Below are 24867 nucleotides of genomic sequence, written 5' to 3' on the forward strand. Positions count from 1 at the left end.
TTCACATGCGGCTTATTCCGCTCGAACTTTGCCTTACCCATTGTTTCTTCCTCCTAGTGGGGCGTCAGATGCTGCGGCTGCGCGGAGCAGCCGGATCACGCATACTTCGCCTGGATTTCCTCAGAGATGTTCGACGGAACCGGCTCGTAGTGGTCGAACTGCATCGTGAACTGCGCGCGACCCGAAGACATCGAGCGCAGGTTGTTGATGTAGCCGAACATGTTGGCGAGCGGCACGAAGGCGTTGATGACATTCGCGTTGCCGCGCGTGTCCTGACCCTGCACCTGACCGCGGCGGCTGGTGAGGTCGCCGATGATGCCGCCGGTGTATTCCTCCGGGGTCACGACCTCGACCTTCATGATCGGCTCGAGCAGCTTCGCGCCGGCCTTCTTGAGGCCCTCGCGCATGGCTGCACGGGTCGCGATCTCGAACGCCAGGACCGACGAGTCGACATCGTGATACGCGCCATCGACCAAGGCGACCTTGAAGTCGATCACCGGGAAGCCCGCGAGCGGACCCGACTCCATGACCGACTTGATGCCCTTCTCGACACCGGGGACGTACTCCTTCGGCACCGCGCCGCCGACGATGCGGCTCTCGAACGAGTAACCCTCGCCCGGCTCGGTCGGGGTGATCTCGAGCTTGACGCGGGCGAACTGGCCCGTGCCGCCGGTCTGCTTCTTGTGCGTGTAGTCGATCTCGGTCGCGCGCGAGATAGTCTCGCGGTAGGCAACCTGCGGCGCACCGATGTTCGCCTCGACCTTGAACTCGCGCTTCATGCGGTCGACCAGGATGTCGAGATGGAGCTCGCCCATGCCCTTCATGATGGTCTGGCCCGACTCGAGATCGGTCTCGACGCGGAACGACGGATCCTCGGCCGCGAGGCGCGCGAGCGCCGCCGACATCTTCTCCTGGTCGGCCTTCGACTTGGGCTCGACCGCGATCTCGATGACCGGCTCGGGGAAGGTCATGGTCTCGAGGACGACCGGGTTCGACGGATCGCAAAGCGTGTCGCCGGTGGTCGTCTCCTTCAGGCCCGCGAGCGCGATGATGTCGCCCGCGAAGGCCTCGTCGATCTCCTCGCGGTTGTTCGAGTGCATCATCATCATGCGCCCGACGCGCTCGCGCTTGCCCTTGGTCGAGTTGAGCAGCGCGTCGCCCTTCTTGATCGAGCCCGAGTAGATCCGGGTGAAGGTGAGCGAGCCCACGAAGGGGTCGTTCATGATCTTGAACGCGAGGCCCGAGAACGGCTCGGCGTCATCGGCGTGGCGCTCGATGTTGCGCGTCTCCGTCTCGTCGCCCGGCTTGAAGCCCTTGTAGGCCGGCACGTCGAGGGGCCCGGGCAGGAAGTCGATGACAGCGTTCAGCATCGGCTGCACGCCCTTGTTCTTGAACGCCGAGCCACAGAGGACCGGCACGAACGACATCGCGAGAGTGCCCTTGCGGATCAGGTCGAGCAGCTCGCGGTAGTCAGGCTCGTTGCCCTCGAGATACGCCTCCATCGCCTCGTCGTCCTGCTCGACGGCAAGCTCGACCAGCTCGGCGCGCATTTCGGCGGCCTTGTCGGCCAGCTCGGCGCGGATGTCCTGAACGACCCACGATGCACCAAGGTCCTCGCCCTTCCAGACCCACTCCTTCATGGTGAGGAGGTCGATGAGGCCTTCGAACTCGTTCTCAGCACCGATCGGGCACTGGATCGGCAGGGGCTGGGCGCCCGTGCGATCCTTGATCATGCGCACGCAATTGAAGAAGTCGGCGCCGATCTTGTCCATCTTGTTGACGAACACGACCCGCGGCACCTCGTAGCGGTCGGCCTGGCGCCATACCGTCTCGGTCTGGGGCTCGACGCCCGCATTCGCATCGAGCACGCAGACCGCGCCGTCGAGCACCGCCAGCGAACGCTCGACCTCGATGGTGAAGTCGACGTGGCCAGGGGTGTCGATGATGTTGAAGCGGAAGCGCGCCTCGTCCGGCGTGTCGCCATAGAGACCCGTCGGGTTCTTGCCGTCCTCGGTGCGGAACCAGAAGGTCGTGGTCGCAGCCGAGGTGATCGTGATCCCGCGCTCCTGCTCCTGCTCCATCCAGTCCATCGTCGCGGCGCCGTCATGCACCTCGCCGAGTTTGTGGCTCTTGCCGGTGTAGTACAGGATGCGCTCGGTCGTCGTGGTCTTGCCGGCATCAATGTGGGCCATGATGCCAAAATTGCGATAACGGCTGAGCGAATATGCGCGGGCCATCGTAAGTTCCTCGGGTTACCAGCGGTAGTGGCTGAACGCCTTGTTAGCGTCGGCCATCTTGTGCGTGTCTTCGCGTTTCTTCACGGCCGTGCCGCGGTTCTGCACCGCGTCCATCAGCTCGGCGGCGAGACGCTCTTCCATGGTGTTCTCGTTGCGCTTGCGCGACGCGTCGATCAGCCAGCGGATCGCCAGCGCCTCGCGGCGCTCGGGGCGCACGTCGACGGGAACCTGGTAGGTGGCACCACCGACACGGCGCGAGCGAACCTCGACCGCGGGCTTCACGTTGTCGAGCGCCTCGTGGAACACCTCGACGGGCTCGCGCTTCAGACGCGCCTGGATGCGGTCGAAGGCGCCGTAGACAATGCCCTCGGCGGCCGATTTCTTGCCGTCATACATCAGGTTGTTCATGAACTTGGTGACCACGCGGTCACCAAACTTGGCGTCCGGCAGAACTTCGCGCTTCTCGGCGCTGTGACGACGGGACATCTCGCGGTCTCCTTATTTCGGACGCTTGGCGCCGTACTTCGAACGGCGCTGCTTGCGGTCCTTCACGCCCTGCGTGTCGAGCACGCCGCGCAGGATGTGGTAGCGCACGCCCGGAAGGTCCTTCACGCGGCCGCCGCGGATCAGAACCACCGAGTGCTCCTGAAGGTTGTGGCCCTCGCCGGGGATGTAGCTGATCACCTCGTAGCCGTTGGTGAGCCGCACCTTCGCCACCTTGCGGAGCGCCGAGTTCGGCTTCTTGGGCGTCGTGGTGTAGACGCGCGTGCAGACGCCGCGCTTCTGCGGACAGGCCTGCAGATGCATGGCCTTCTGTCGCTTCACTTTGGGCTGCCGGGGCTTCCGGATCAGCTGCTGAATCGTCGGCATGGGTCGCGTTGCCCTTCTCGTTCTTCCATCCGTTCCCTGCGGTCCCCCGGCGGCCCCGAGGGGCCATGCGGGAACGCACGAAAAGCCGCAAGCCGATGCGAAGATCGCACCCCTGCGGCAGAATTTCAGAGGACCGGGCCGAAGCCGGGTCATGCATGCCATTCTTAAGGCAGTTCTTCACCCCGCACGAGGCAGCTCGCGCGAAAGTCCGCGGAACATACTCGCGCCCCCCTGGTCGGTCAAGGGCGATTTTTCGCCTTCCGCAGCGCGTCGCCGGCGGCCTAACGCGCTGTGAAATCTTGAAATTCCGTCAGAGCGACGCGCCACCAGTCGAACCATGCATCAAGGTTCTGGCGGGTGACGCCGCCGGCGAGAGTCGCATTCATCTCGAGGATCAGCTCGCCAGGCTCTTCCCCGGCGCTCACCTTGCCGAAACGGCGCTCGAGATTCCACCGGTTCGCCTGCCACACGCGCGCCTGGCGCGACGCCGGCTTGTCGGGATCGTCAGAATCGCGAAGATCCGCGCGCGTGACGAACCGCAGGTCGGTGCAGCCCTGCCCCTGATCGCAGCCATAGAACTCGATCGCGTAAGGGATGCCCGCCATCTCGGCCTCGATCCGCGGGTCCCCCATCGCGTCGGTGCGCCACGGGGCCGGCCCGTAGCGCCAGGCGATTTCCGAGATCGGCTGGGGGTCGCTCGCGTCGACATAGCCCTCGGGCGTGGGCACGGGCTGCTCGGGCCGCTCGAAGCCAGCGGGCACGCCGGAGCAGGCGGCCGCGCCCGCAAGGACGGCGCAGACGGCAGGCACGGAAAAGGATCGGGTGGCAAGGCAAGCGCGCAGCATGGAGCAGACCCTGCCGCGCCGCCGGGCGCCGCGCAACAGCTAATGCCGCCCCGCCGCCCGCGCGGAAAACGGAAAGCCCGGCCGCATGGGCCGGGCTTTCACGATCTTGTAGCGACCTGGGCGCGATCAGAGGATGTCGCCGAACCCGCCGCCACCTGACGACGCCTCGGCGTCGGCAGATTCCTCTGCGACATCGATCACCTCGAGCGCAGCGGCCGCCTCGCGTGCCGCCGCCTCGCGTTCGGCAACGATGCGCTTGTCGCGCCGCTGGGCCTCGAGCTTCATGCGCATCGTCGCGCCGCCAGTGCCCGCCGGGATCAGGCGCCCGACGATCACGTTCTCCTTGAGACCGACGAGCTTGTCGCGCTTGCCCTGGACGGCCGCCTCGGTCAGCACGCGCGTCGTCTCCTGGAACGAGGCCGCCGAGATGAACGACCGCGTCTGCAGGCTCGCCTTGGTGATGCCCAGCAGGACCGGACCACCCTGGGCGGGACGCTTGCCCTGCGCTTCCATCTTGGCGTTGACCTCGTCGAACTCGGCGCGGTCGATCTGCTCGCCCGGAAGAAGCGTGGTGTCACCCGACGCGGCGATCTCGACCTTCTGCAGCATCTGGCGAACGATCACCTCGATGTGCTTGTCGTTGATCTTCACGCCCTGCAGGCGATAGACGTCCTGCACCTCGTTGATCAGGTACTCGGCCAGCGCCTCGATCCCCATGATGGCGAGGATGTCATGGGGGGCGGGATTGCCGTCCATGATGTACTCGCCCTTCTGGATCACATCGCCTTCCTGCACGGTGATGTGCTTGCCCTTCGGGATCAGGTATTCCCGCGGCTCGAGGCTGTCGTCGAGCGGCTCCAGCACGATCCGCCGCTTGTTCTTGTAGTCCTTGGCGAAATGCACGGTGCCGTCGATCTCGGCGATGATGGCGTGGTCCTTCGGACGCCGGGCCTCGAACAGCTCGGCCACGCGCGGCAGGCCGCCCGTGATGTCCTTGGTCCGCGCACCTTCACGCGGGATACGCGCGATGACGCCGCCAGCCTTGATCTCCTGCCCGTCCTCGACCGACAGGATCGCGTCGACGGACATGAAGTAGTGGGCCGGATTGCCGTTATCGAGCTTGACCATCTCGCCATTGGCGTCGACCAGCGTGATCGCCGGACGCAGCTCGTTGCCCTTGGGCGCCGAACGCCAGTCCGAAACGATGCGCTGCGCGATGCCGGTGGCCTCGTCCGTCTCCTCGCGCACCGAGATGCCGGCATAGAGGTCGACGAACTTCGCCACGCCCGCCTTCTCGGCGATGATCGGTAGGGTGTACGGGTCCCACTCGGCCAGACGGTCGCCGCGCTTCACCTCGGTCCCTTCCGGAGCCAGAAGCTTGGTGCCGTAGGTGACCTTGTAGGCGGCCCGCTCGCGACCCTGCTCGTCGACGATCGCAAGCTGCATGTTGCGCGCCATCACGATCGTCTCGCCGTCCGCGTTGGTCAGCTTGTTGGTGTTGCGGTACTCAAGCTTGCCTTCCTGCGTCGACTCGAGGAACGACTGGTTCGAGACGTTCGCCGCGCCGCCGATGTGGAAGGTCCGCATCGTCAGCTGGGTGCCCGGCTCGCCGATCGACTGCGCCGCGATGATGCCGACGGCCTCGCCGACATTCACCCGGGTGCCGCGGGCAAGGTCACGCCCGTAGCACTGGGCGCAGATCCCGTCCTCGGCCTCGCAGGTCAGCGGCGAGCGCACGTAGATCTCCTGGACCTTGGCCTCGTCGATGGTCGCGGCGTGACGCTCCTCGATCAGCTCGTCGGCGGGGTGGATTACCTCGCCGGTCGCCGGGTCGAGCACGTCCTCGAGCGGGACGCGGCCAAGCACCTGCTCGCCGATCGACGAGATCACGTTGCCGCCGTCGATCACCGCACGCGCGGTGATGCCCTGCGAGGTGCCGCAATCCTCGATCTTGATGATGCAGTCCTGCGCCACGTCGACCAGACGCCGCGTGAGATAGCCCGAGTTCGCGGTCTTAAGCGCCGTGTCGGCAAGGCCCTTGCGCGCGCCGTGGGTCGAGTTGAAGTACTCGAGCACGGTGAGGCCTTCCTTGAAGTTCGACACGATCGGGGTCTCGATGATCTCGCCCGACGGCTTCGCCATCAGGCCGCGCATGGCGGCCAGCTGACGCATCTGGGTGGGCGAGCCACGGGCACCCGAGTGGCTCATCATGTAGACCGAGTTGGGCTCCTTCTCGCGGCCCGTCTCCTCGTCGATCTGGACCGACGAGATCTCCTTCATCATGGCGTCGGCCACCTTGTCGGTGCACTTCGCCCAGGCGTCGACGACCTTGTTGTACTTCTCGCCCTGGGTGATCAGACCGTCCATGTACTGCTGCTCGAATTCCTTCACGAATTCGCGCGTCTCGTTGACGATGTCCCACTTCGATTCCGGGATCACCATGTCGTCCTTGCCGAACGAGATGCCGGCGTTGCAGGCCTCCTTGAAGCCCAGCGACATGATCCGGTCGCAGAAGATCACCGACTCCTTCTGGCCGCAGTGGCGGTAGACGGTGTCGATCACCTCGCCGACCTCGCGCTTGCGCAGCACGCGGTTGACGATGTCGAAGGGCACCTTGTGGTTCCGCGGCAGCAGGTTCGCGATCATCATGCGGCCGGGCGTGGTCTCGACGCGCTGGACAATCCTCTCGCCGTTCTCGTCAACCGTGTGGAAGCGGGTGACGATCTTGGTGTGGAGATTGATCATCCGCGAGGCGAGCGCGTGCTCGATCTCGGCCATGTCGGCGAAGGCCTTGCCCTCGTTGGGCTCGCCTGCCTTCTCCAGCGACAGGTAGTAGAGGCCGAGGATCATGTCCTGCGAGGGCACGATGATCGGCTTGCCGTTCGCCGGGCTGAGCACGTTGTTCGTCGACATCATCAGGACGCGCGCTTCCAGCTGGGCCTCGAGGCTCAGCGGAACGTGCACGGCCATCTGGTCGCCGTCGAAGTCGGCATTGAACGCGGCGCAGACCAGCGGGTGCAGCTGGATCGCCTTGCCCTCGATCAGCACCGGCTCGAAGGCCTGGATGCCCAGGCGGTGCAGCGTCGGCGCGCGGTTCAGCAGGACCGGGTGCTCGCGGATCACCTCGTCGAGGATGTCCCAGACTTCCGGGCGCTCCTTCTCGACCAGCTTCTTGGCCTGCTTGACGGTGGCCGAATAGCCCTTGGCATCAAGCCGCGAGTAGATGAACGGCTTGAACAGCTCCAGCGCCATCTTCTTCGGCAGGCCGCACTGATGAAGCTTGAGCTCGGGACCCGTCACGATGACCGAACGGCCCGAGAAGTCGACGCGCTTGCCGAGCAGGTTCTGGCGGAACCGGCCCTGCTTGCCCTTGAGCATGTCCGACAGCGACTTCAGCGGGCGCTTGTTCGCGCCGGTGATGACGCGGCCACGCCGGCCGTTGTCGAACAGCGCGTCGACGGCCTCCTGCAGCATGCGCTTCTCGTTGCGCACGATGATGTCGGGCGCGCGCAGCTCGATCAGCCGCTTCAGGCGGTTGTTGCGGTTAATGACCCGGCGGTAGAGATCGTTGAGGTCCGAGGTCGCGAAGCGGCCCCCGTCCAGCGGCACCAGCGGGCGCAGCTCGGGCGGGATGACCGGAACCACGGTCAGCACCATCCATTCCGGCCGGTTGCCCGACTCGATGAAGCTCTCGACGAGCTTCAGGCGCTTGATGATCTTCTTGGGCTTGAGCTCGCCGGTCGCCTCGGCGAGGTCAGCGCGCAGCCGCTCGGCCTCGTCCTCGAGGTCGATCGCCGCCAGCATCTCGCGGATCGCCTCGGCGCCGATGCCGGCGCGGAAGGCGTCCTCGCCGTACTGGTCCTGCGCGTCGAGATGCTCCTCCTCGGTCAGCAACTGGCCGGGCGTCAGGTCGGTCATGCCGGCCTCGATCACCACGTACTGCTCGAAATAGAGGATGCGCTCGAGATCGCGCAGCGTCATGTCCAGCATCAGGCCGATGCGGGACGGCAGCGACTTGAGGAACCAGATGTGCGCGACCGGCGCGGCCAGCTGGATGTGGCCCATGCGCTCGCGCCGGACCTTCTGCAGCGTGACCTCGACGCCGCATTTCTCGCAGGTCACCCCGCGATACTTCATCCGCTTGTACTTGCCGCAAAGGCACTCGTAGTCCTTGATCGGCCCGAAGATGCGGGCGCAGAACAGGCCGTCGCGCTCGGGCTTGAAGGTGCGGTAGTTGATCGTCTCGGGCTTCTTGATCTCGCCGAACGACCACGAAAGGATCCGCTCCGGGCTCGCCAGCGAGATCTTGATCTCGTCGAACGACTTCGGCGCGTCATGGGTATGGAACAGATTGGTGAGTTCCTGGTTCATGTCAGACTCTCCGTCATCTCCCCCATCAGCGATGGGAGCCCCCGGAGGCGCCGCGCGGGGGATGGTGCGCGGCGCCCTTGGGGCAATTCCTGTCAAGCCGCGTCGTCTTCGCTGTCCTGCAACTCGACGTTGAGGCCCAGCGAGCGGATCTCCTTGACGAGAACGTTGAACGATTCCGGAATGCCGGCCTCGAAGTTGTCCTCACCCTTGACGATCGACTCGTAGACCTTGGTGCGGCCTGCCACGTCGTCCGACTTCACGGTCAGCATTTCCTGCAGCGTGTAGGCAGCGCCATAGGCTTCCAGGGCCCAGACTTCCATCTCGCCGAAGCGCTGTCCGCCGAACTGCGCCTTGCCGCCCAGCGGCTGCTGGGTCACGAGGCTGTAGGGGCCGGTCGAGCGCGCGTGGATCTTGTCGTCCACGAGATGGTGCAGCTTCAGGAGGTACTTGTACCCCACGGTCACCTTGCGCGCAAACGCCTCGCCGGTGCGCCCGTCATAGAGCGTCACCTGCCCCGACTCGTCGAGGCCCGCCATGCGCAGGTGCTCGTTGACGTCGGCTTCCTTGGCGCCGTCGAAGACGGGCGTCGCGATCGGCACGCCGTTGCGGATGTTGGCGGCGGCCTCGACCAGCTCGGACTCGTTCATGTCCGAGGTCGCCTCCGAGAAGATCTCGTCGCCATAGACGATCTTCATCGCATCCTTGACCGGCGTGAGGTCGCCCGAGCGGCGATAGGCATCAAGCGCCTCGCCGACCTGGCGGCCCAGGTTTGCCGCGGCCCAGCCCATATGCGTCTCGAGGATCTGCCCGACGTTCATGCGCGAGGGCACGCCCAGCGGGTTGAGCACCAGGTCGACCGGGCGCCCGTCCTCGAGGAACGGCATGTCCTCTTCGGGCACGACGCGGCTGATGACGCCCTTGTTGCCGTGGCGGCCGGCCATCTTGTCGCCGGGCTGCAGCTTGCGCTTCACCGCGACGAACACCTTGACCATCTTCATGCCGCCCGGCGGCAGGTCGTCACCGCGCCGGACCTTTTCGACCTTGTCCTCGAAGCGGGCATCGAGCACGCGCTTGGCGGCGTCGAACTGCTTGTTCAGCGCCTCGACCGCGGCCGCGTCCTGCTCCTCGGGCAGCGCCAGCTGCCACCACTGGCCGCGGGACAGCTCGGACAGAAGCTCCTCGGTCACCGTGGTGCCCGCCTTCACGCCCTTCGGTCCCTTCACGATCGACTTGCCCAGGATGAGGTCCTTGAGACGCGCATAGATGTTGCGCTCGAGGATCGCGAGCTCGTCATCCCGGTCACGGGCCAGACGCTCGATTTCCTCGCGCTCGATCTGCAGCGCACGCTCGTCCTTGTCGACGCCGTGGCGGTTGAAGACCCGCACCTCGACCACCGTGCCGAAGTCGCCCGGCGGCATGCGCAGCGACGTGTCGCGCACGTCCGAGGCCTTCTCGCCGAAGATCGCACGGAGAAGCTTTTCCTCCGGCGTCATCGGGCTTTCGCCCTTCGGCGTGATCTTGCCGACCAGGATGTCGCCCGGCCCCACCTCGGCACCGATGTAGACGATGCCCGCCTCGTCGAGGTTGCGCAGCGCTTCCTCGCCGACATTGGGGATGTCGCGGGTGATCTCCTCGGGCCCGAGCTTGGTGTCGCGGGCCATGACCTCGTATTCCTCGATATGGATCGAGGTGAACACGTCGTCCTTGGCAATCCGCTCCGAGATCAGGATCGAATCCTCGTAGTTGTAGCCGTTCCACGGCATGAACGCGACGAGCACGTTCTTGCCGAGCGCCAGCTCGCCCAGGTCGGTCGAGGGACCATCAGCCACGACGTCACCGGCCTTCACCGTGTCGCCCACCTTCACCAGCGGGCGCTGGTTGATGCAGGTGTTCTGGTTCGAGCGCTGGAACTTGCGCAGCCGGTAGATGTCGACGCCCGGATCGCCGATCTCCATCTCGTCGGTCACGCGCACGACGATACGGGTGGCATCCACCTGGTCGATTACGCCACCGCGCCGCGCGGTGATCGCGGCACCCGAGTCCCGCGCCACCTTGGCCTCGATCCCCGTGCCCACGAAGGGCGCCTCGGCACGCAGCAGAGGCACCGCCTGGCGCTGCATGTTCGAACCCATCAGCGCACGGTTGGCATCATCGTTCTCGAGGAACGGAATGAGCGCCGCCGCGACCGACACGAGCTGCTTGGGGCTCACGTCGATCAGGTCGACCGCGTCGCGCGGGCTAAGCGTGAACTCGCCGCCCTTGCGCGTCGAGACGAACTCGTTCTGGAACGTGCCATCCGCGTTCAGACGCGCATTGGCCTGGGCGACGGTGTGGCGCATCTCCTCGGTGGCGCTCAGATAGACCACCTCGTCCGTCACCTTGCCGTCCACCACCTTGCGGTAGGGCGTCTCGATGAAGCCGTACTTGTTCACGCGCGCGAACGACGCGAGCGAGTTGATCAGGCCGATATTCGGCCCTTCCGGCGTCTCGATCGGGCACATGCGGCCATAATGCGTCGGGTGCACGTCACGCACCTCGAAGCCCGCCCGCTCGCGCGTCAGGCCGCCCGGCCCCAGCGCCGAGAGGCGCCGCTTGTGCGTGACCTCGGACAGCGGGTTGGTCTGGTCCATGAACTGCGAGAGCTGCGACGAGCCGAAGAACTCGCGCACCGCGGCCGCCGCCGGCTTGGCGTTGATCAGGTCCTGCGGCATCACCGTGTCGATCTCGACCGAGCTCATGCGCTCGCGGATCGCGCGCTCCATGCGCAGAAGGCCGACGCGGTACTGGTTCTCCATCAGCTCGCCGACCGAGCGCACGCGACGGTTGCCCAGGTGGTCGATGTCGTCCACCTCGCCGCGCCCGTCGCGCAGGTCGACCAGCGCCTTGATGACCGCCAGCATGTCCTCCTTGCGCAGCGTGCGCTGCGTGTCGGGGGCGTCGAGTTCGAGACGCATGTTCATCTTGACCCGGCCCACGGCCGAAAGGTCGTAGCGCTCGGCATCGAAGAACAGCGACTGGAACATCGCCTCGGCGGCCTCGAGGGTCGGCGGCTCGCCCGGGCGCATCACGCGGTAGATGTCGAGCAGCGCCGTCTCGCGGCTGACGTTCTTGTCCACCGCCATCGTGTTGCGGATGTAGCCGCCGATCGAGATGCCGTCGACGTCCAGCGTCTCGATCTCGGTGATGCCGGCTTCCTCGAGGGTCTTGAGCGTGTCCTCGTCGAGCTCGTCGCCCGCCTCGACATAGATCGCGCCCGTCTCCTCGTTGATCATGTCGGCCGCGACATAGCGGCCGATGATCGCCTGGTAGGGCACAAGCACGTGCTCGACGCCGTTCTGCGCGAGATCGCGCAGCTTCTTGGGCGTAAGCTTCTGCCCGGCCGAGGCAACCACCTCGCCGCTCGCGGCATCGACCAGGTCATGCACCGGCGTCGTGCCCCGCAGGCGGTCAACGTTCAGCGGCGTCGCCCAGCCATCGCCCTGGCGGCGGTAGGTCACGCGGTTGTAGAAGTAGTCGCAGATCCCTTCCTGATCGAGACCCAGCGCATAGAGCAGGGTCGTCACCGGCAGCTTGCGGCGCCGGTCGATGCGGGCATAGACGATGTCCTTCGCGTCGAACTCGAAGTCCAGCCACGAGCCGCGATAGGGGATCACGCGGGCCGCGAACAGCAGCTTGCCCGAGGAATGCGTCTTGCCCTTGTCGTGATCGAAGAAGACGCCCGGGCTGCGGTGCATCTGGCTGACGATGACGCGCTCGGTGCCGTTGACGACGAAGGTGCCGTTCGAGGTCATGAGCGGCATGTCGCCCATGTAGACATCCTGCTCCTTGATGTCCTTGACCGAGCGCGCGCCCGTGTCCTCGTCCAGATCGAACACGATCAGCCGCAGGGTGACCTTCAGCGGCGCCGAGAAGGTCATGTCGCGCTGCTGGCATTCCTCGACGTCGTATTTCGGCGCTTCGAGCTCGTACTTCACGAACTCAAGAACCGCCGTCTCGTTGAAGTCCTTGATCGGGAAGACCGACTGGAACACGCCCTGCATGCCCTCGCCATCGGTCGGTTTCGGCCCGTCACCGGACTGGAGGAAAAGATCGTAAGAGCTTTTCTGAACCTCGATCAGGTTCGGCATGTCCGCCACTTCGCGGATCTTGCCAAAATACTTGCGAATACGCTTCCGGCCGGAAAACATATTGCCCATTGTTACCTCGGGTCCTGCGTCCACGCATGTCGGCTCAGGGGCAACCGTCATGCGCCGGTTCTGGTGCGATCTGGGGCCCCATCCCTCCGGCCGGCGCCCCCGCCGACCGTGCCCGGACCCCTTCCGCGCCGTCCGAGAGCCTGCGCCGGGGCACACGCCCCGCATCTCAGGCCCTGAGACGACGCGGGCCGGACCCGCCGTTGCAGCGGATCCAGCCGTTTCTTCCTCAATCCCGCGTGGCGAAGGCCACGCGCGGGATCACTTGAGCTCGACCTTGGCGCCAGCCTCTTCGAGCTTCTTCTTGATCTCCTCGGCCTCGGCCTTCGGAGCCTGCTCCTTCACGGCCTTGCCGCCGGCTTCGACCAGATCCTTCGCCTCCTTGAGGCCCAGGCCGGTGATGGCACGGACTTCCTTGATGACGTTGATCTTCTTGTCGCCCGCCTCGACGAGGATGACGTCGAACTCGGTCTTTTCCTCTTCGGCCGCAGCGGCGTCACCGCCGCCGGCGCCCGGCATCGCGGCCACGGCCACGGCGCCAGCCGCGGGCTCGATGCCGTACTTGTCCTTGAGGATGTTCTTCAGTTCCGCCGCTTCCAGCAGCGTGAGGCCGACGAGTTCCTCGGCCAGTTTCGCGAGATCAGCCATGTGTCTCTTCCATTCCGTTCATTTCAGATGTGGGTCTGGGGCGCAGTTTCGCGTCTGCCCCGATCCACGGTTTCGCGTCGATGTCAGGCCGCTTCCCTCGTCTCGAGGGTTTCGCAGATCGCTGCAATCTGGCTGCCAGGCGCGGTGATCGCCGCGACGAGGTTGCCGGCGGGCGACATGAGCATGCCGACGATCGAGGAGAGAAGCTCCTCGCGCGAAGGCATGCTTGCCACCGCCTTGACCCCATCGGGGTTGAGAACCTCGCCGCCCATTGCGCCGCCAACAATCTGGAACTTGTCCTTCTTCTTGGCGAACGCGTCCGCGACCTTGGCCGCGGCGACGGGGTCCTCGGAGTAGGCGAGCACCGTCTGCCCCTTCAGGAACTCACCCATGCCTGCGCAGGGTTTTCCTTCCAGGGCGATCTTGGCGAGCCGGTTCTTGGCGACCCGAACCCCGCCCCCAGCTGCACGCATCTGGGTACGGAGATCCGACATCTCGGCGACCGTGAGACCGGCGTAGTGCGCAACCACCACGACGCCAGAGTCCGCAAAGATCCGGCCGAGTTCATCGACCGCCTGTGCTTTTTGGGCTCTATCCACAGTCGTCTCCAAGTTTGGCTTCGGGGATGCCCCCTCCGCCGGCTCAGTTTCGCCGGGGCGGTCGTCCCGCCTCGGCTCTCAGGCTCCCGTCCGGGGTCCCGACCAAGATCGCCGGCGCCGCGACGCGGCATTGGCTGATCCGTTCGATCCCCGTCTATGGCAGGACTTGCGCCCCCGAGGGGACTGCCCACCGTCTCGGACAGGTGGGGGCGTTTCGGCCCCCGGGCACTCCCGGCAGAAGCCGGGAATTCCGTCATGCACCGCGGGGGACGTCCCCGCGGTGCGATAGCTCACGCGCTCAGGCTGTCGAGGGCCACCGAGACGCCGGCGCCCATGGTCGAGCTCACCGACATCTTCTTGAGGTAGGTCCCCTTGGCGCCCGTGGGCCTCGCGCGGTTGACCGCATCCACCAGCGCGCGGATGTTCTCCACCAGCTTGGCGCCGTCGAAGCTGACCTTGCCGACGCCGGCATGGATGATGCCGGCCTTCTCGACGCGGAACTGCACCTGGCCGCCCTTGGCGTCCTGCACCGCCTGCGCCACGTCCATCGTGACCGTGCCGACCTTGGGGTTCGGCATCAGGCCGCGCGGGCCGAGGATCTTACCCAGGCGACCAACGATCGGCATCATGTCCGGGGTCGCGATGCAGCGGTCGAAGTCGATCTTGCCCGACTGCACGATCTCCATCAGGTCCTCGGCGCCGACCACGTCCGCACCGGCTTCCTTGGCCTCGTCGGCCTTCGCGCCACGCGCGAAGACGCCGACGCGGACCGACTTGCCGGTGCCGTTCGGCAGGTTGACCGAGCCGCGGACCATCTGGTCGGCGTGACGGGGATCGACGCCCAGGTTCAACGCAACCTCGACGGTCTCGTCGAACTTGGCCTTGGCGTTCTCCTTGATCAGCGCGACCGCCTCGTCGAGCGGCAGGTTGGCCTTGCCCTCGGTGGCGGTGCGGATCGCCTTCATGCGCTTGCCGATCTTCGCCATCACTTCACCTCGATGCCCATGGACTTCGCCGAGCCCACGATGATCTGCATCGCGGCTTCCACGGTGTTCGCGTTGAGGTCCTTCATCTTGGACTCCGCGATCTCGCGCACCTGCTTGAGGCTGATCGTGCCCTTGGTCTCGCGACCCGGCTTGTTCGCCCCGCTCTTGAGCTTCGCGGCCTTCTTGATCAGGTACGACGCCGGCGGCGTCTTGATCTCGAAGGTGAACGACTTGTCCTGGTAGTAGGTGATCACGGTCGGGCACGGTGCGCCCGGCTCGATCTCCTGGCTCTTGGCGTTGAATTCCTTGCAGAACGCCATGATGTTGATGCCACGCTGGCCGAGCGCCGGGCCGATTGGCGGCGACGGGTTCGCCTTTCCGGCAGGAACCTGCAGCTTCAGCGTGCCGATGACCTTCTTCGCCATCGTTCCTTCCTCTTCTCTCCGGCCCCGCGACGCGTCACGGGGCACTCTGCGAAAGCGTGGTGCGGTCCGGACGGCGCGCCGCCCTCGCCTCCCACGGGCTCAACCCGTCAGGCCGGTTTCGAGACCTGCGAGTATTCCAGATCGACCGGGGTCGCCCGGCCGAAGATCGAGACGCTCACCTTCAGGCGCGCGTTCGACTCGTCCACATCCTCGACCAGACCGGTGAAGCCCTCGAAGGGGCCGTCAGTGACATTGACCTGCTCACCGATCTCGAAGGTGATCGAGGGACGCGGCCGCTCCAGCCCTTCCTCGACCTGGTTCAGGATCCGCGCCACCTCCGAGTCGCGCAGCGGCGTCGGGCGGCCCTGCGGGCCGAGGAAACCGGTGACGCGCGGAATGTCGTTGATCGCGTGGTACGAGCGGTCGGTCATCTCCATCTTCACGAGCACGTAGCCCGGCATGAAGCGCCGCTCGACATTAACTTTCTGGCCGCGACGGACCTCGACGACCTCTTCGGTCGGGACCATCACTTCCTCGATCTCGTCCTCGAGGCCCTGCTGATGCATGGCATCGCGGATCGCTTCGGCGACCTTCTTCTCGAAGTTCGAGAGGACATGGACCGAATACCAGCGCTTCGCCATCGTGTCGTGCCGCCTTTTATCGCTCGCGCCGGGGCGCTGCCTGTCCGCCCGCGACCGCCTGCCCGTTGCCGCGCCGGACAGCTCCGGCCGGTAAAAACCCTGCCTGCTCCAGCCCTTGCGGTGCCTGCCTCAACCGGAAAGGCGCGCGAACGCGAATCGCCGCGCGCCGGGACAGTTGATGAAGCCTGCCGGGACTATCGCTCAAGCCCGAGGAAATCAAGTCCCGATCGCTGCTCAGAGCGACAGCAGAAGCTCGACACCCAGGCTCAGGAGCTGGTCGACCGCAAAGAAGAACGTCGCGACCAGCGCCGCCATGATGAACACCATCACCGTGGTGAGTCCCGCCTCCTTGCGCGTCGGCCAGACGACCTTCGCTGCCTCGGAACGGACTTCCGCGACGAATTTCGCCGGGTTCATCATGCTTAACTCCCTTCGAAGACCCCGCCCGCGCGCCATACGCCGATGGGCGGGCGGTGGCAGGGGCAGCAGGACTCGAACCCGCGACCCTCGGTTTTGGAGACCGATGCTCTACCAGCTGAGCTATACCCCTAGGCCGAGGCAGCATTTACGGGCAAACAGCGCTCTATGCAAGGGGGCGTGGCACCCCGGGTCGACCTGTTGCGCCGGTCGCGCGTGGCGCACGTGGATCGTGACTGAAGCCGCGCTTTAGATTAAGGTTTTTGGCGCATGGGTGGGACAGGCGAACCGAAAGGAGTTGGGCCGATGTCCCGAATCGAGTTCGCGCCGGGCGAGGTCATCTTCCGCCAGGGCGACCCTAGCACGCACTGCTATCGCGTCATATCAGGCCGGGTCGAGATCCGGATCGACGTGCCGAGCGCCATGCGGCGCGGCCGCAGCACGGCCATCGCCACCAGCGGACGCGGCGATCTGATCGGCGACATGAGCCTGATCGACAACGCCCCGCGATCGGCAACGGCAGTCGCGCTCGAACGCACCGTCTGTGAATCCTACAGCGCTGCCGCTTTCCTGCGGATGCTCGAAGCCGAGCCGGACGAGGCATCCTCCTATGTGAGGCGTCTCATCCACCGCGTGCGGGACGGCAACCGGAAGCTTGCGCGCGGCGCGCCGCCGCGAGGCTGACGCCTCGCGCTGGCAGCCGTCAGTTCATTCTCCCGCTTCGACAGGGCCGAGGCGCCAGGCGCGCATCGTCTCGTAATACGGCATGCAGGCCTCGACCACGCCCTCCAGCTCCGGCGGAACCGGTCCAGGCTCGCGATAGCGTGCAAATCCCGTCGACTGCTCGACCCTGCCGTACCAGTGGGCGCCCCAGACGCCGTCACTCGCGCGCCGCCCCGCCGGCCAGCGCAGCATCGCCGGGTCGAAGACCACACCCAGCGCGCCGCACAGCGCGGGCAGCATCGCCTCGGGCCGCTCGAGCACGTCGCGGGCCTCGGCGACCGGCGGCGCCATGCCGGTGAGCTGGCAGATATGGTCGAAAAGCTCGGCCTGCTGGCGATAGCCCAGGTCGTCCGCCCTCATCCCTGCCCAGCCCTTGTGGAAGGACGCCGCCACCGCCTGCGGCGGCCGGATCAGGAAGGCATGGCGCACGGACCCCATCCAGGCACGCGGCGCGCCGTCGATCATGTGCTGGCACATGTGCTTCTGGTAGATGATCGGCGCGTCGTCGGCCGTCGCGCACCGCTGGGCGATTGCCTCCCAGTCAGTCGCGTGGCACGCGATCACTTCCTCCCTCATCGGGTGGTCGAGCCCCGTGTCGTTCAGATACGCGGCATAGAAAGGCTCGTCCATGACGACCGTGTCTCTCCGGTTCTCCCACGCGCGCATCATGGCCGTCGATATGTTGCGCGGACCGGACCACATCGCGATCCGTACTGTACAGGGCATATCCCTCACGTCCTTGCCGGTTACGCCAATCGTCAACCTCGTCTGCCTCACCGCCGCGCGTTCCCCAAAACACCGGGGTCGCACGATCATCGGTTCGCGGATACGCGCTTAGAGGCCGCTTCGCTGCGATCCGGACACCTCGCCGTAACGGCGGGGACCGGTGGCGCTGCACGACAGTACGGCCGATCTGCAACGCATCCATGGTTCAGAGTGCACGAGGATGGTGCCGATGTTGAGGCACGAAATATCACTGAACCGTCACAAAGGTCACAGGGTGAGGCACAGAATCGACACATTGGATCCGGGCGGGACACGCAGGCGGCTCGCGCTTGTGACGCGGCACATGTCGCGGTATAGCGCCGCCCCATGCGCGAGACAGCATCCCGACCGGACGACGACGCCCAGGCGAGCCCCTCTGACCGGGATCCTGCGCACGCGGCGAAGGCCGGCCCGGCGGAGCCGCCCGCCCCGGAGCTCGACGGCTGGTACCTCAAGCATCGCGATCGCATCGAGCGCTGGCAGCGCCCTCTGACGACGCCGCGCGACCGGCTCAGCGCCTGGGCCAACATGCTGCTGGTCGACCACGGCTTCCTGCGCCTGGTCTACTCGAACACCTTCAGGGTGACGCCGCAGCTGTGGCGCTCGGCCCAGCCGGCGCCGCACAACCTGCGCCGGTTCAAGGCGGCGGGCGGGCGCACGGTCGTGACGCTGCGCGGCGGGCTCACCTTCGGCTCGCTGCCGCTCGAGCGCGAGGCCTGCGAGAAGCTCGGCCTCGACTTCCGCAGCTTCACCCTGCGCTCGCGTGGCCTGCCCAGCCGCGACGAGCTTGCCGCGATCGACCGCCTGTTCGCCGAGGTCGAGCGCCCCGTGCTGCTGCACTGCAAGTCCGGCGCCGACCGGGCAGGCTTTGCCGCCGCGCTCTGGCTCATGCTGGTCGAGGATGCGCCAGTCGAGGTCGCGTGCCGCCAGCTCTCGCTCCGCTACGGCCATGTCCGCCAATCCAAGACCGGCGTGCTCGACGCGTTCTTCGATGCCTATGCCCGCGAGGGCGCGTCGCAGGGACGCTCGCTTCGGGACTGGATCGCGACCGACTACGACCCCGCCCGGATCACGCGCGAATTTCACGCTCAGGGCTGGGCGAGCCTGCTCGTGGACCGTATCCTGAATCGCGAGTGAGCGTCACCGATCACCATCGGTGATCGTCTGCATCAAGATTCGCGCCTTGCCTTGCGCCGGGCGCGGCATAGCCTGCCCGCACCACGCCCCCGCGACCGAGCCAGGGCGGCCCGATTTGAGAGAACCGCATGACCCTCGCCGATACCCGCCTCTCCGCCCGGCCTCGTGCCGCCGCGACCGCGACCCCTGCCCTGAAGCACGGCCGCCATTTCCTCTCGATCCCCGGCCCCTCGGTGATCCCCGACCGCGTGCTCGCGGCGATGGCATGCGCCATGCCCAACATCTACGAGGGCGAGCTGGTCGAGCGCTCGGAAAGCATTCTGGCCGAACTGCCCTCGATCGCGCGCACCACCACGGGCGTGCCCTTCATCACCGTCTCGAACGGCCATGGCGCGTGGGAGATGGCGCTCACCAACACCCTGTCGCGCGGCGACAAGGTGCTGGTGCTCGAGAGCGGTCGCTTCGCCGTGGGCTGGGGCGAGATGGCCCGGGTCATGGGCATCGAGGTCGAGGTGCTCAACGCCCGTCCGCGGCGCGCCGTCGATCCTGCCGCGGTCGAGACACGTCTCCGCGAAGACCGCCAGCACGAGATCAAGGCCGTGCTCGTGGTCCAGATCGACACCGCCTCGTCGGTCTGCAACGACATCGCCGCGATCCGCGCCGCGATCACCAATGCGGGCCACCCTGCCCTTTTCATGGTCGACTGCATCGCCTCGCTCGGCTGCGTGCCCTTCGAGATGGACGCCTGGGGCGTCGACGTCACGGTCGCGGGCAGCCAGAAGGGCCTGATGGTGCCCCCGGGGCTCGCCTTCTGCTGGGCGGGCCCGCGCGCGATGGAGGCCTGCCAGACCGCGGGCCTGCGCACCGGCTACTGGGACTGGCGCGCCCGCTCCGCCGAGGGGCAGCACTACCTGCGCTATTGCGGCACGCCGCCGGTCTCGCATCTCGCGGCACTGCGCGAGGCGCTCGACATGATCGCCGAGGAAGGACTCGAGAACGTCTGGGCACGGCACGCGGCGCTCGCGCGGGCCGTGCGTGCGGCGGTCGCGGTCTGGTCGACCCCGGGGGGCATCGAGATCAACGTGACCGAGCCATCCGAGCGCTCGGACGCGGTCACGACCGTGCTGACCGGCAGCATCGACGCTGCGCGCTTGCGCGCCGTCTGCGAACAGCGCGCGGGGCTCACGCTCGGCATCGCCTTCGCGCCGAACGAGGGCCGAGCCTTCCGCATCGGCCACATGGGGCATCTGAACCCCCCGATGATCCTCGGCACGCTCGGCACCATCGAGGCGGCACTGATCGGCATGGGCGCACCCATCGGCGGCTCTGGCGTGGCGGCGGCGGCGACCTCGATCGCGGCGGATCTCGGGGCCGCCCTGGTTCCTGGCACGGACGCGCCCTCCTTCAACCCGTGACGGCACCGTCGGGGACGGCCCTCGCTTTGGCGTGAAGCACGGGCGCCGCATTGGCCGGAAGGTCTTTGCGGGTGCGTCGCAGATATGGGCCGCGATGGTCTCGGTCATCGGCCCCAGCGCCGGGCCGAGGATCCTCGTGCGAGAATTTGCGCCCCGACGCAGCGCTGGGTCATCGGCCACGCCTCGCGGCCCGGCCTAGTCGTCCTCGCCGGGCCCCTGCCGCAATGCCTTGACCTGGCCTCGGGTCTTCTTGGCCTCGATCCGGCGGTGCTGCGAGGCCCGCGTCGGCTTCGTCGGGATGCGCGCCTTCGGCCGCACGGCGGCACGGGCCACGAGGTCGACCAGGCGCGCCAGCGCCTCCTCGCGGTTGCGTACCTGGCTGCGGTGGGTGTCGGCATGGATCACCAGCGCGCCATCCTCGGTCCAGCGCCGTCCCGCCAGCCGCCGCAGCCGCGCCTTGACGTCCGGCGCCAGGTTGGGCGAGCGCGCCGCCTCGAAGCGCAGCACGACCGCTGTCTCGACCTTGTTGACGTTCTGGCCCCCGGGGCCCGATGCGCGCGTGAAGCTCTCGCTCAGCTCCCAGGGCTGAAGCGTGATCCGTTCCGTGACACGAACCGGACCGTCGACCATCTCAGGTCCGTCCCGGCCCCGCCACCTCGATGGCCGCACGGAACGGCAGCAGCGCGAGCAGCGCGAGCGCGATCTTCACGCCGAAATCGCCGACCGCGAGGCTCACCCACAAGGCGACCGGCGCGCCCATGCCCAGCAACGGCACCGGCTCGGCCGCCCAGTCCGCGCCGCCGCCGAGAAAGCCGAAGGCCGGCGCGAACGCCATCGAGAAGAACAGCGCCGTATCGACGGCCGAGCCGATGACGCTCGACACCAGCGGCGCGCGCCACCATGCGCCCCGGCGCAGCCGGTCGAAAACCGCCACGTCAAGGAGCTGCGCGCAGAGGAAGGCGGTCCCCGAGGCGATCGCGATGCGCGGCGTCGCGAACCAGGCCGACAGGGCGATCGCCAGCACGAAGCCCACAAGGACCACGCGCCGCGCGCCCGCAGCACCGAGGTAACGGTTTGAAAGGTCCGTCACCAGGAAAGCCATGGGATAGGTGAAGGCGCCCCAGGTCAGCCAGTCGTTGAAGGGGTATTGCACCAGCACGTTCGACGCCGTGACGATGACCATCATCGCCACAACGCCCAAGAGAATGCCCCGCGTCGCCTCGTTCATGCCGCGCCTCCGAACCTCGCCGGAACCGCCCGGCAATGGAAGGCCGCCTCTCTACGCCCCATTGCGCCGCGGGCGCAAGACCCATCAGTTGCGTCCGGCTGCCGCCTCGGGGCTCTCGCCCGCCATGATCAGGTGCTGCTCGGTCCCCTCGTAGGGATGCGCACGGGCGACCTCCTCGTCCAGCTCGATACCCAGGCCAGGGCTATCGGGCGGCAGGACATAGCCGTCCTCCCAGCGGATCGGGGTCTTGAGCAGCTTCGAATGGAAGCCGTCCCAGCGCTCGATCGACTCGAGGATCAGGAAGTTCGGGATGCACAGGCTCAGCTGGACGTTCGCCGCGCCCCCGACCGGCCCGCAATAGAGATGCGGCGCCAGCTGCACATACTTCGCCTCGGCCATCGCCGCGATCTTCTTGGTCTCGAGGATGCCGCCCACGCGGGCGATCTGCGGCTGGAGGATGCGCGCGGCCCCGGTCTCGAGCACGCGTGCGAACTCCCACTTGGTCGACAGCCGCTCGCCCGTCGCCACCGGGACCGAGGTGGCGCGCTGCACCTCGGCCATAGCCTCGGGCATGTCGGGGGGCACCGGCTCCTCGAACCACAGCGGATCGTAGGGCTCGAGCCGCCGCGCCATGCGCTTGGCGCCCGAGACGGTGAACTGACCATGGGTTCCGAACAGCAGATCCGCGCGCGTGCCCACCGCCTCGCGCAATGCCCGGCAGAAACGCTCCGAGCGGTCGAGGTCGGCCATCGAGGGCTCGTGCCCGTCATAGACGGTGTAGTCGCCCGCCGGGTCGAATTTCAGCGCCGTGAAGCCGAGCGACAGGTAATGCAGCGCGCGCTCGGCGGCGATGTCGGGGTCGTTATAGGCGTTGGGCAGGCTCGGGTCCGGGTAGGTGTCGCCCTCGGACGGGTAGATATAGGTGTAGCTGCGCAGCCGGTCACGGCAGCGCCCGCCCAGAAGGTCGCAGATCGGCTTGTCCGCCGACTTGCCGATGATGTCCCAGCAGGCGACCTCGAGCCCCGAGAGCACGCCGGTCACCGACGGGTCGGGCCGCAGCGTGTAGCCCGTGCCATAGGTCAGGCGCCACAGATGCTCGATCCGGTGCGGGTCGGCCCCTTCGAAATGCCGGGCGAACACGTCCTCGATCATCGCCTTCACGACCTTGGGGCCGAAGGCATGGGCATAGACCTCGCCGATCCCGGTGATGCCGCAGGCGGTGGTCAGCTTGACGACGATGAAGTAGCGCCCGCCCTTGCGCGGCGGCGGGTTGCCGATGATGAAGACCTCGCATTCCGAAAGCTTCATGGCGATCTCGCCTCCCCTCTGCCGCGGCCCCGCCGCTCGCACACGCGTCGGGAGGACAGTGACGGCCCGCAATTCTCGCCGCGCCCGGAAAAGCGACATGCGGGGTCGGAAACCGGGCGTGCCCGGCCTGCCGCCCCCGAAAAAGCAAGGGGCGCCGGCCTTTCGGCACGGCGCCCCGCGTTCTCCCAGCAGAGGCTGAACTCAGCCCTTCGCGGTCTTGGCGACCTCGGCGGCGAAGTCTTCCTCTTCCTTCTCGATGCCCTCGCCGACGGCGAGGCGCACGAAGCCGGTCACCTTGGCGCCCGGCGCGGCCTCGGCCACCGCCTTCTCGACGGTCAGGTCGGGGTTGATGACGAAGCTCTGCTTCAGGAGGCAGACCTCCTGGTAGAACTTGTTCATCCGGCCCACGATCATCTTCTCGATCACGTTGTCGGGCTTGCCCGACTCGCGCGCCTGCTCGGTCAGCACCGCCTTCTCGCGCTCGACCAGCGCGGGATCGAGATCGGCAACGTCGAGCGAGGCGGGCGACGTGGCGGCGACATGCATCGCCACCTGCTTGCCAACGGCCGCGGCGGCCGCGGCGTCACCGCCCTCGATGCCGACCAGCACGCCGATCTTGCCCATGCCCTCGGCCGTCGCATTGTGCACATAGGCCGCGACCGTCGAGGCCTCGACCGTCGCCATGCGGCGCAGCGACATGTTCTCGCCGATGGTCGCGATCTTGTCGGTCACGATCTCGGCCACGGTCTTGCCGGCCATCGGCGCGGTCTTCAGCGCCTCGACATCCGCGACGCCAAGCGCGATCTTCGCGATCTCGCCCACCATCTGCTGGAAGTCGGCATTGCGGGCAACGAAGTCGGTCTCCGAGTTCACCTCGACCGCCACGCCGCGGCCACCCTCGACGGCAACACCAACGAGGCCCTCGGCGGCGGTGCGGCCCGCCTTCTTGTCGGCCTTCGCGATGCCCTTGGCGCGCAGCCAATCGACGGCGGCCTCCATGTCGCCAGCGGTTTCCGTCAGCGCCTTCTTGGCGTCCATCATGCCGGCGCCGGTCTTGTCGCGCAGCGCCTTCACCATGCTCGCGGTGATCGTCATCTCACTGTCTCCATGTTCTCGTGGCCGACGCAGCCGCCGCGCCGCACCGGGCGCGGCCCCGGCCGCGTCGAATATCGCAGGGGCGTGACGGGTTTGCGACGGCGCGGGGGGCCGCCTCGGCACCCCCGCGCCATGCAAGCGTCACTCGGCCTTGACGCCTTCCTCGGCGCTGGCCGCCGCGTCGAGTTCCTCGACCGGCAGATCCTCGAGCTCGCCCAGGTCGAAGCCCGCGGCGTCGAGCTGGCTGGCCATGCCGTCGATCACGGCGCGCGCGGCGAGGTCGCAGTAGAGCGAGATCGCGCGGCTCGCGTCGTCATTGCCCGGGATCGGGTAGGTCACGCCCTCGGGATCGCAGTTCGAGTCGAGGATCGCCACCACCGGGATGCCAAGCTTCTTCGCCTCGGCGATCGCCAGCTGCTCCTTGTTCGTGTCGATCACGAACAGCATGTCGGGCAGGCCGCCCAGCTCGCGGATGCCGCCCAGCGAGGCGGTCAGCTTCGCGCGCTCGCGCTCGAGGTTCAGGCGCTCCTTCTTGGTGAAGCCCTGAGCGCCACCGTCGAGCTGATCGTCAAGGGCGCGCAGTCGGTTGATCGAGTTCGACACCGTCTTCCAGTTGGTCAGCGTGCCGCCCAGCCAGCGGTGGTTCATGAAGTACTGCGCCGAGCGCCGCGCGGCGTCGGCCAGCGGCTCCTGCGCCTGGCGCTTGGTGCCGACGAACAGGATGCGCCCGCCCTTGGCCACGCATTCGCGCATCGCGTTGAGCGCGGCATCGAGCAGCGGCACGGTCTGGGTGAGGTCGAGGATGTGGATCCCGTTGCGGTCGCCATAGATGTAGGGCGCCATGCGGGGGTTCCAGCGGTGCGTCTGGTGACCGAAGTGAACGCCAGCCTCGAGGAGCTGACGCAAAGTGAATTCAGGCAGAGCCATCTCGCGGTTTTCCTTTCCGGTTTCGCCTCGGCAGGGG

21 protein-coding genes and 1 tRNA gene are annotated in these 24867 nt (G+C 67.0%); 3 read left to right on the forward strand and 19 right to left on the reverse strand.

Annotated features, from left to right (window positions below; translation table 11 throughout):
• Nucleotides 1–95 precede the first annotated feature (95 nt).
• From fusA to H0I76_RS13320, 13 genes are all read right to left on the reverse strand, one after another.
• Nucleotides 96–2237 carry an elongation factor G gene (gene fusA, locus H0I76_RS13260; RefSeq protein ID WP_200610598.1) on the reverse strand — a complete coding sequence of 714 codons (2142 nt, stop codon included), beginning with the start codon at nucleotides 2235–2237 and terminating at the stop codon, nucleotides 96–98.
• A 15-nt stretch (nucleotides 2238–2252) separates the two neighbouring features.
• Nucleotides 2253–2723, reverse strand: a complete 471-nt coding sequence (gene rpsG / locus H0I76_RS13265) for a 30S ribosomal protein S7 (protein ID WP_200610601.1) — start codon at nucleotides 2721–2723, stop codon at nucleotides 2253–2255.
• A 12-nt stretch (nucleotides 2724–2735) separates the two neighbouring features.
• Nucleotides 2736–3107 carry a 30S ribosomal protein S12 gene (gene rpsL, locus H0I76_RS13270; RefSeq protein WP_200610603.1) on the reverse strand — a complete coding sequence of 124 codons (372 nt, stop codon included), beginning with the start codon at nucleotides 3105–3107 and terminating at the stop codon, nucleotides 2736–2738.
• Nucleotides 3108–3388: 281 nt separating this feature from the next.
• A complete protein-coding gene (locus H0I76_RS19470) occupies nucleotides 3389–3916 on the reverse strand; it encodes a YbjN domain-containing protein (protein WP_200610605.1) in 528 nt (175 codons plus the stop codon).
• A 162-nt stretch (nucleotides 3917–4078) separates the two neighbouring features.
• Nucleotides 4079–8323 (reverse strand): DNA-directed RNA polymerase subunit beta', encoded by a 4245-nt coding sequence (gene rpoC / locus H0I76_RS13280; protein WP_200610607.1) that lies wholly within the window; start codon nucleotides 8321–8323, stop codon nucleotides 4079–4081.
• Between the two features lie 92 nt (nucleotides 8324–8415).
• Nucleotides 8416–12519 (reverse strand): DNA-directed RNA polymerase subunit beta, encoded by a 4104-nt coding sequence (gene rpoB, locus H0I76_RS13285; RefSeq protein ID WP_200610609.1) that lies wholly within the window; start codon nucleotides 12517–12519, stop codon nucleotides 8416–8418.
• A 258-nt stretch (nucleotides 12520–12777) separates the two neighbouring features.
• Nucleotides 12778–13164 (reverse strand): 50S ribosomal protein L7/L12, encoded by a 387-nt coding sequence (gene rplL / locus H0I76_RS13290; RefSeq protein ID WP_200610611.1) that lies wholly within the window; start codon nucleotides 13162–13164, stop codon nucleotides 12778–12780.
• Between the two features lie 83 nt (nucleotides 13165–13247).
• Entirely contained in the window at nucleotides 13248–13763 is a 516-nt protein-coding gene (rplJ, locus tag H0I76_RS13295; protein WP_200611224.1) for a 50S ribosomal protein L10, read from the reverse strand.
• A gap of 290 nt (nucleotides 13764–14053) precedes the next feature.
• Nucleotides 14054–14749 carry a 50S ribosomal protein L1 gene (rplA, locus tag H0I76_RS13300; RefSeq protein ID WP_200610612.1) on the reverse strand — a complete coding sequence of 232 codons (696 nt, stop codon included), beginning with the start codon at nucleotides 14747–14749 and terminating at the stop codon, nucleotides 14054–14056.
• Nucleotides 14749–15174 carry a 50S ribosomal protein L11 gene (gene rplK / locus H0I76_RS13305; protein WP_200610615.1) on the reverse strand — a complete coding sequence of 142 codons (426 nt, stop codon included), beginning with the start codon at nucleotides 15172–15174 and terminating at the stop codon, nucleotides 14749–14751. The genes rplA and rplK overlap by 1 nt, the downstream gene beginning before the upstream one ends.
• 107 nt (nucleotides 15175–15281) lie before the next feature.
• A complete protein-coding gene (nusG, locus tag H0I76_RS13310; RefSeq protein WP_200610618.1) occupies nucleotides 15282–15815 on the reverse strand; it encodes a transcription termination/antitermination protein NusG in 534 nt (177 codons plus the stop codon).
• 234 nt (nucleotides 15816–16049) lie between these two features.
• A complete protein-coding gene (gene secE / locus H0I76_RS13315) occupies nucleotides 16050–16232 on the reverse strand; it encodes a preprotein translocase subunit SecE (protein ID WP_234455316.1) in 183 nt (60 codons plus the stop codon).
• A 57-nt stretch (nucleotides 16233–16289) separates the two neighbouring features.
• Nucleotides 16290–16365: transfer RNA gene (locus H0I76_RS13320), tRNA-Trp, on the reverse strand.
• Nucleotides 16366–16538: 173 nt separating this feature from the next.
• Here H0I76_RS13320 and H0I76_RS13325 point away from each other — a divergent pair.
• Nucleotides 16539–16916: a cyclic nucleotide-binding domain-containing protein gene (locus tag H0I76_RS13325; RefSeq protein WP_200610620.1), complete on the forward strand. Its 378-nt coding sequence runs from the start codon at nucleotides 16539–16541 to the stop codon at nucleotides 16914–16916.
• A 24-nt stretch (nucleotides 16917–16940) separates the two neighbouring features.
• Here H0I76_RS13325 and H0I76_RS13330 read toward each other — a convergent pair whose 3' ends face one another.
• Nucleotides 16941–17681, reverse strand: coding sequence for a sulfotransferase-like domain-containing protein (locus H0I76_RS13330; RefSeq protein ID WP_200610621.1), 741 nt, complete (start codon nucleotides 17679–17681; stop codon nucleotides 16941–16943).
• 366 nt (nucleotides 17682–18047) lie between these two features.
• Here H0I76_RS13330 and H0I76_RS13335 point away from each other — a divergent pair, with 366 nt between their 5' ends.
• Nucleotides 18048–18857, forward strand: a complete 810-nt coding sequence (locus H0I76_RS13335; protein WP_200610622.1) for a tyrosine-protein phosphatase — start codon at nucleotides 18048–18050, stop codon at nucleotides 18855–18857.
• A gap of 128 nt (nucleotides 18858–18985) precedes the next feature.
• On the forward strand, nucleotides 18986–20272 hold the full coding sequence (locus tag H0I76_RS13340; protein ID WP_200610623.1) for a pyridoxal-phosphate-dependent aminotransferase family protein: 1287 nt from the start codon (nucleotides 18986–18988) through the stop codon (nucleotides 20270–20272).
• Nucleotides 20273–20467: 195 nt separating this feature from the next.
• Here H0I76_RS13340 and arfB read toward each other — a convergent pair whose 3' ends face one another.
• The 5 genes from arfB to rpsB all read right to left on the reverse strand — a co-directional run bounded on the left by arfB (nucleotide 20468) and on the right by rpsB (nucleotide 24830).
• Nucleotides 20468–20902 (reverse strand): alternative ribosome rescue aminoacyl-tRNA hydrolase ArfB, encoded by a 435-nt coding sequence (gene arfB / locus H0I76_RS13345; protein WP_200610624.1) that lies wholly within the window; start codon nucleotides 20900–20902, stop codon nucleotides 20468–20470.
• 1 nt (nucleotide 20903) lies between these two features.
• Nucleotides 20904–21500 (reverse strand): VUT family protein, encoded by a 597-nt coding sequence (locus H0I76_RS13350; RefSeq protein WP_200610625.1) that lies wholly within the window; start codon nucleotides 21498–21500, stop codon nucleotides 20904–20906.
• Between the two features lie 84 nt (nucleotides 21501–21584).
• Nucleotides 21585–22808: a mandelate racemase/muconate lactonizing enzyme family protein gene (locus tag H0I76_RS13355; protein ID WP_200610626.1), complete on the reverse strand. Its 1224-nt coding sequence runs from the start codon at nucleotides 22806–22808 to the stop codon at nucleotides 21585–21587.
• A gap of 201 nt (nucleotides 22809–23009) precedes the next feature.
• Entirely contained in the window at nucleotides 23010–23903 is an 894-nt protein-coding gene (gene tsf / locus H0I76_RS13360; RefSeq protein ID WP_200610628.1) for a translation elongation factor Ts, read from the reverse strand.
• Nucleotides 23904–24044: 141 nt separating this feature from the next.
• Nucleotides 24045–24830: a 30S ribosomal protein S2 gene (rpsB, locus tag H0I76_RS13365; RefSeq protein WP_200610631.1), complete on the reverse strand. Its 786-nt coding sequence runs from the start codon at nucleotides 24828–24830 to the stop codon at nucleotides 24045–24047.
• Nucleotides 24831–24867 lie beyond the last annotated feature (37 nt).

The organism is Thermohalobaculum xanthum (assembly GCF_016623495.1).
GTDB classification, from domain to species: domain Bacteria; phylum Pseudomonadota; class Alphaproteobacteria; order Rhodobacterales; family Rhodobacteraceae; genus Thermohalobaculum; species Thermohalobaculum xanthum.

Coding starts and splice junctions, on each gene's coding strand:
- rplL (WP_200610611.1), bottom strand. CDS start 13,164: ATGGCTGATCTCGCGAAACTGGCCGAGGAACTCGTCGGCCTCACGCTG.
- H0I76_RS13350 (WP_200610625.1), bottom strand. CDS start 21,500: ATGAACGAGGCGACGCGGGGCATTCTCTTGGGCGTTGTGGCGATGATG.
- rpoB (WP_200610609.1), bottom strand. CDS start 12,519: ATGGGCAATATGTTTTCCGGCCGGAAGCGTATTCGCAAGTATTTTGGC.
- rpsG (WP_200610601.1), bottom strand. CDS start 2,723: ATGTCCCGTCGTCACAGCGCCGAGAAGCGCGAAGTTCTGCCGGACGCC.
- rpsL (WP_200610603.1), bottom strand. CDS start 3,107: ATGCCGACGATTCAGCAGCTGATCCGGAAGCCCCGGCAGCCCAAAGTG.
- arfB (WP_200610624.1), bottom strand. CDS start 20,902: ATGGTCGACGGTCCGGTTCGTGTCACGGAACGGATCACGCTTCAGCCC.
- H0I76_RS13325 (WP_200610620.1), top strand. CDS start 16,539: ATGTCCCGAATCGAGTTCGCGCCGGGCGAGGTCATCTTCCGCCAGGGC.
- rpsB (WP_200610631.1), bottom strand. CDS start 24,830: ATGGCTCTGCCTGAATTCACTTTGCGTCAGCTCCTCGAGGCTGGCGTT.
- rplA (WP_200610612.1), bottom strand. CDS start 14,749: ATGGCGAAGATCGGCAAGCGCATGAAGGCGATCCGCACCGCCACCGAG.
- H0I76_RS13335 (WP_200610622.1), top strand. CDS start 18,048: ATGCGCGAGACAGCATCCCGACCGGACGACGACGCCCAGGCGAGCCCC.
- tsf (WP_200610628.1), bottom strand. CDS start 23,903: ATGACGATCACCGCGAGCATGGTGAAGGCGCTGCGCGACAAGACCGGC.
- H0I76_RS13340 (WP_200610623.1), top strand. CDS start 18,986: ATGACCCTCGCCGATACCCGCCTCTCCGCCCGGCCTCGTGCCGCCGCG.
- rpoC (WP_200610607.1), bottom strand. CDS start 8,323: ATGAACCAGGAACTCACCAATCTGTTCCATACCCATGACGCGCCGAAG.
- H0I76_RS13355 (WP_200610626.1), bottom strand. CDS start 22,808: ATGAAGCTTTCGGAATGCGAGGTCTTCATCATCGGCAACCCGCCGCCG.
- H0I76_RS13330 (WP_200610621.1), bottom strand. CDS start 17,681: ATGCCCTGTACAGTACGGATCGCGATGTGGTCCGGTCCGCGCAACATA.
- secE (WP_234455316.1), bottom strand. CDS start 16,232: ATGAACCCGGCGAAATTCGTCGCGGAAGTCCGTTCCGAGGCAGCGAAG.
- nusG (WP_200610618.1), bottom strand. CDS start 15,815: ATGGCGAAGCGCTGGTATTCGGTCCATGTCCTCTCGAACTTCGAGAAG.
- fusA (WP_200610598.1), bottom strand. CDS start 2,237: ATGGCCCGCGCATATTCGCTCAGCCGTTATCGCAATTTTGGCATCATG.
- rplK (WP_200610615.1), bottom strand. CDS start 15,174: ATGGCGAAGAAGGTCATCGGCACGCTGAAGCTGCAGGTTCCTGCCGGA.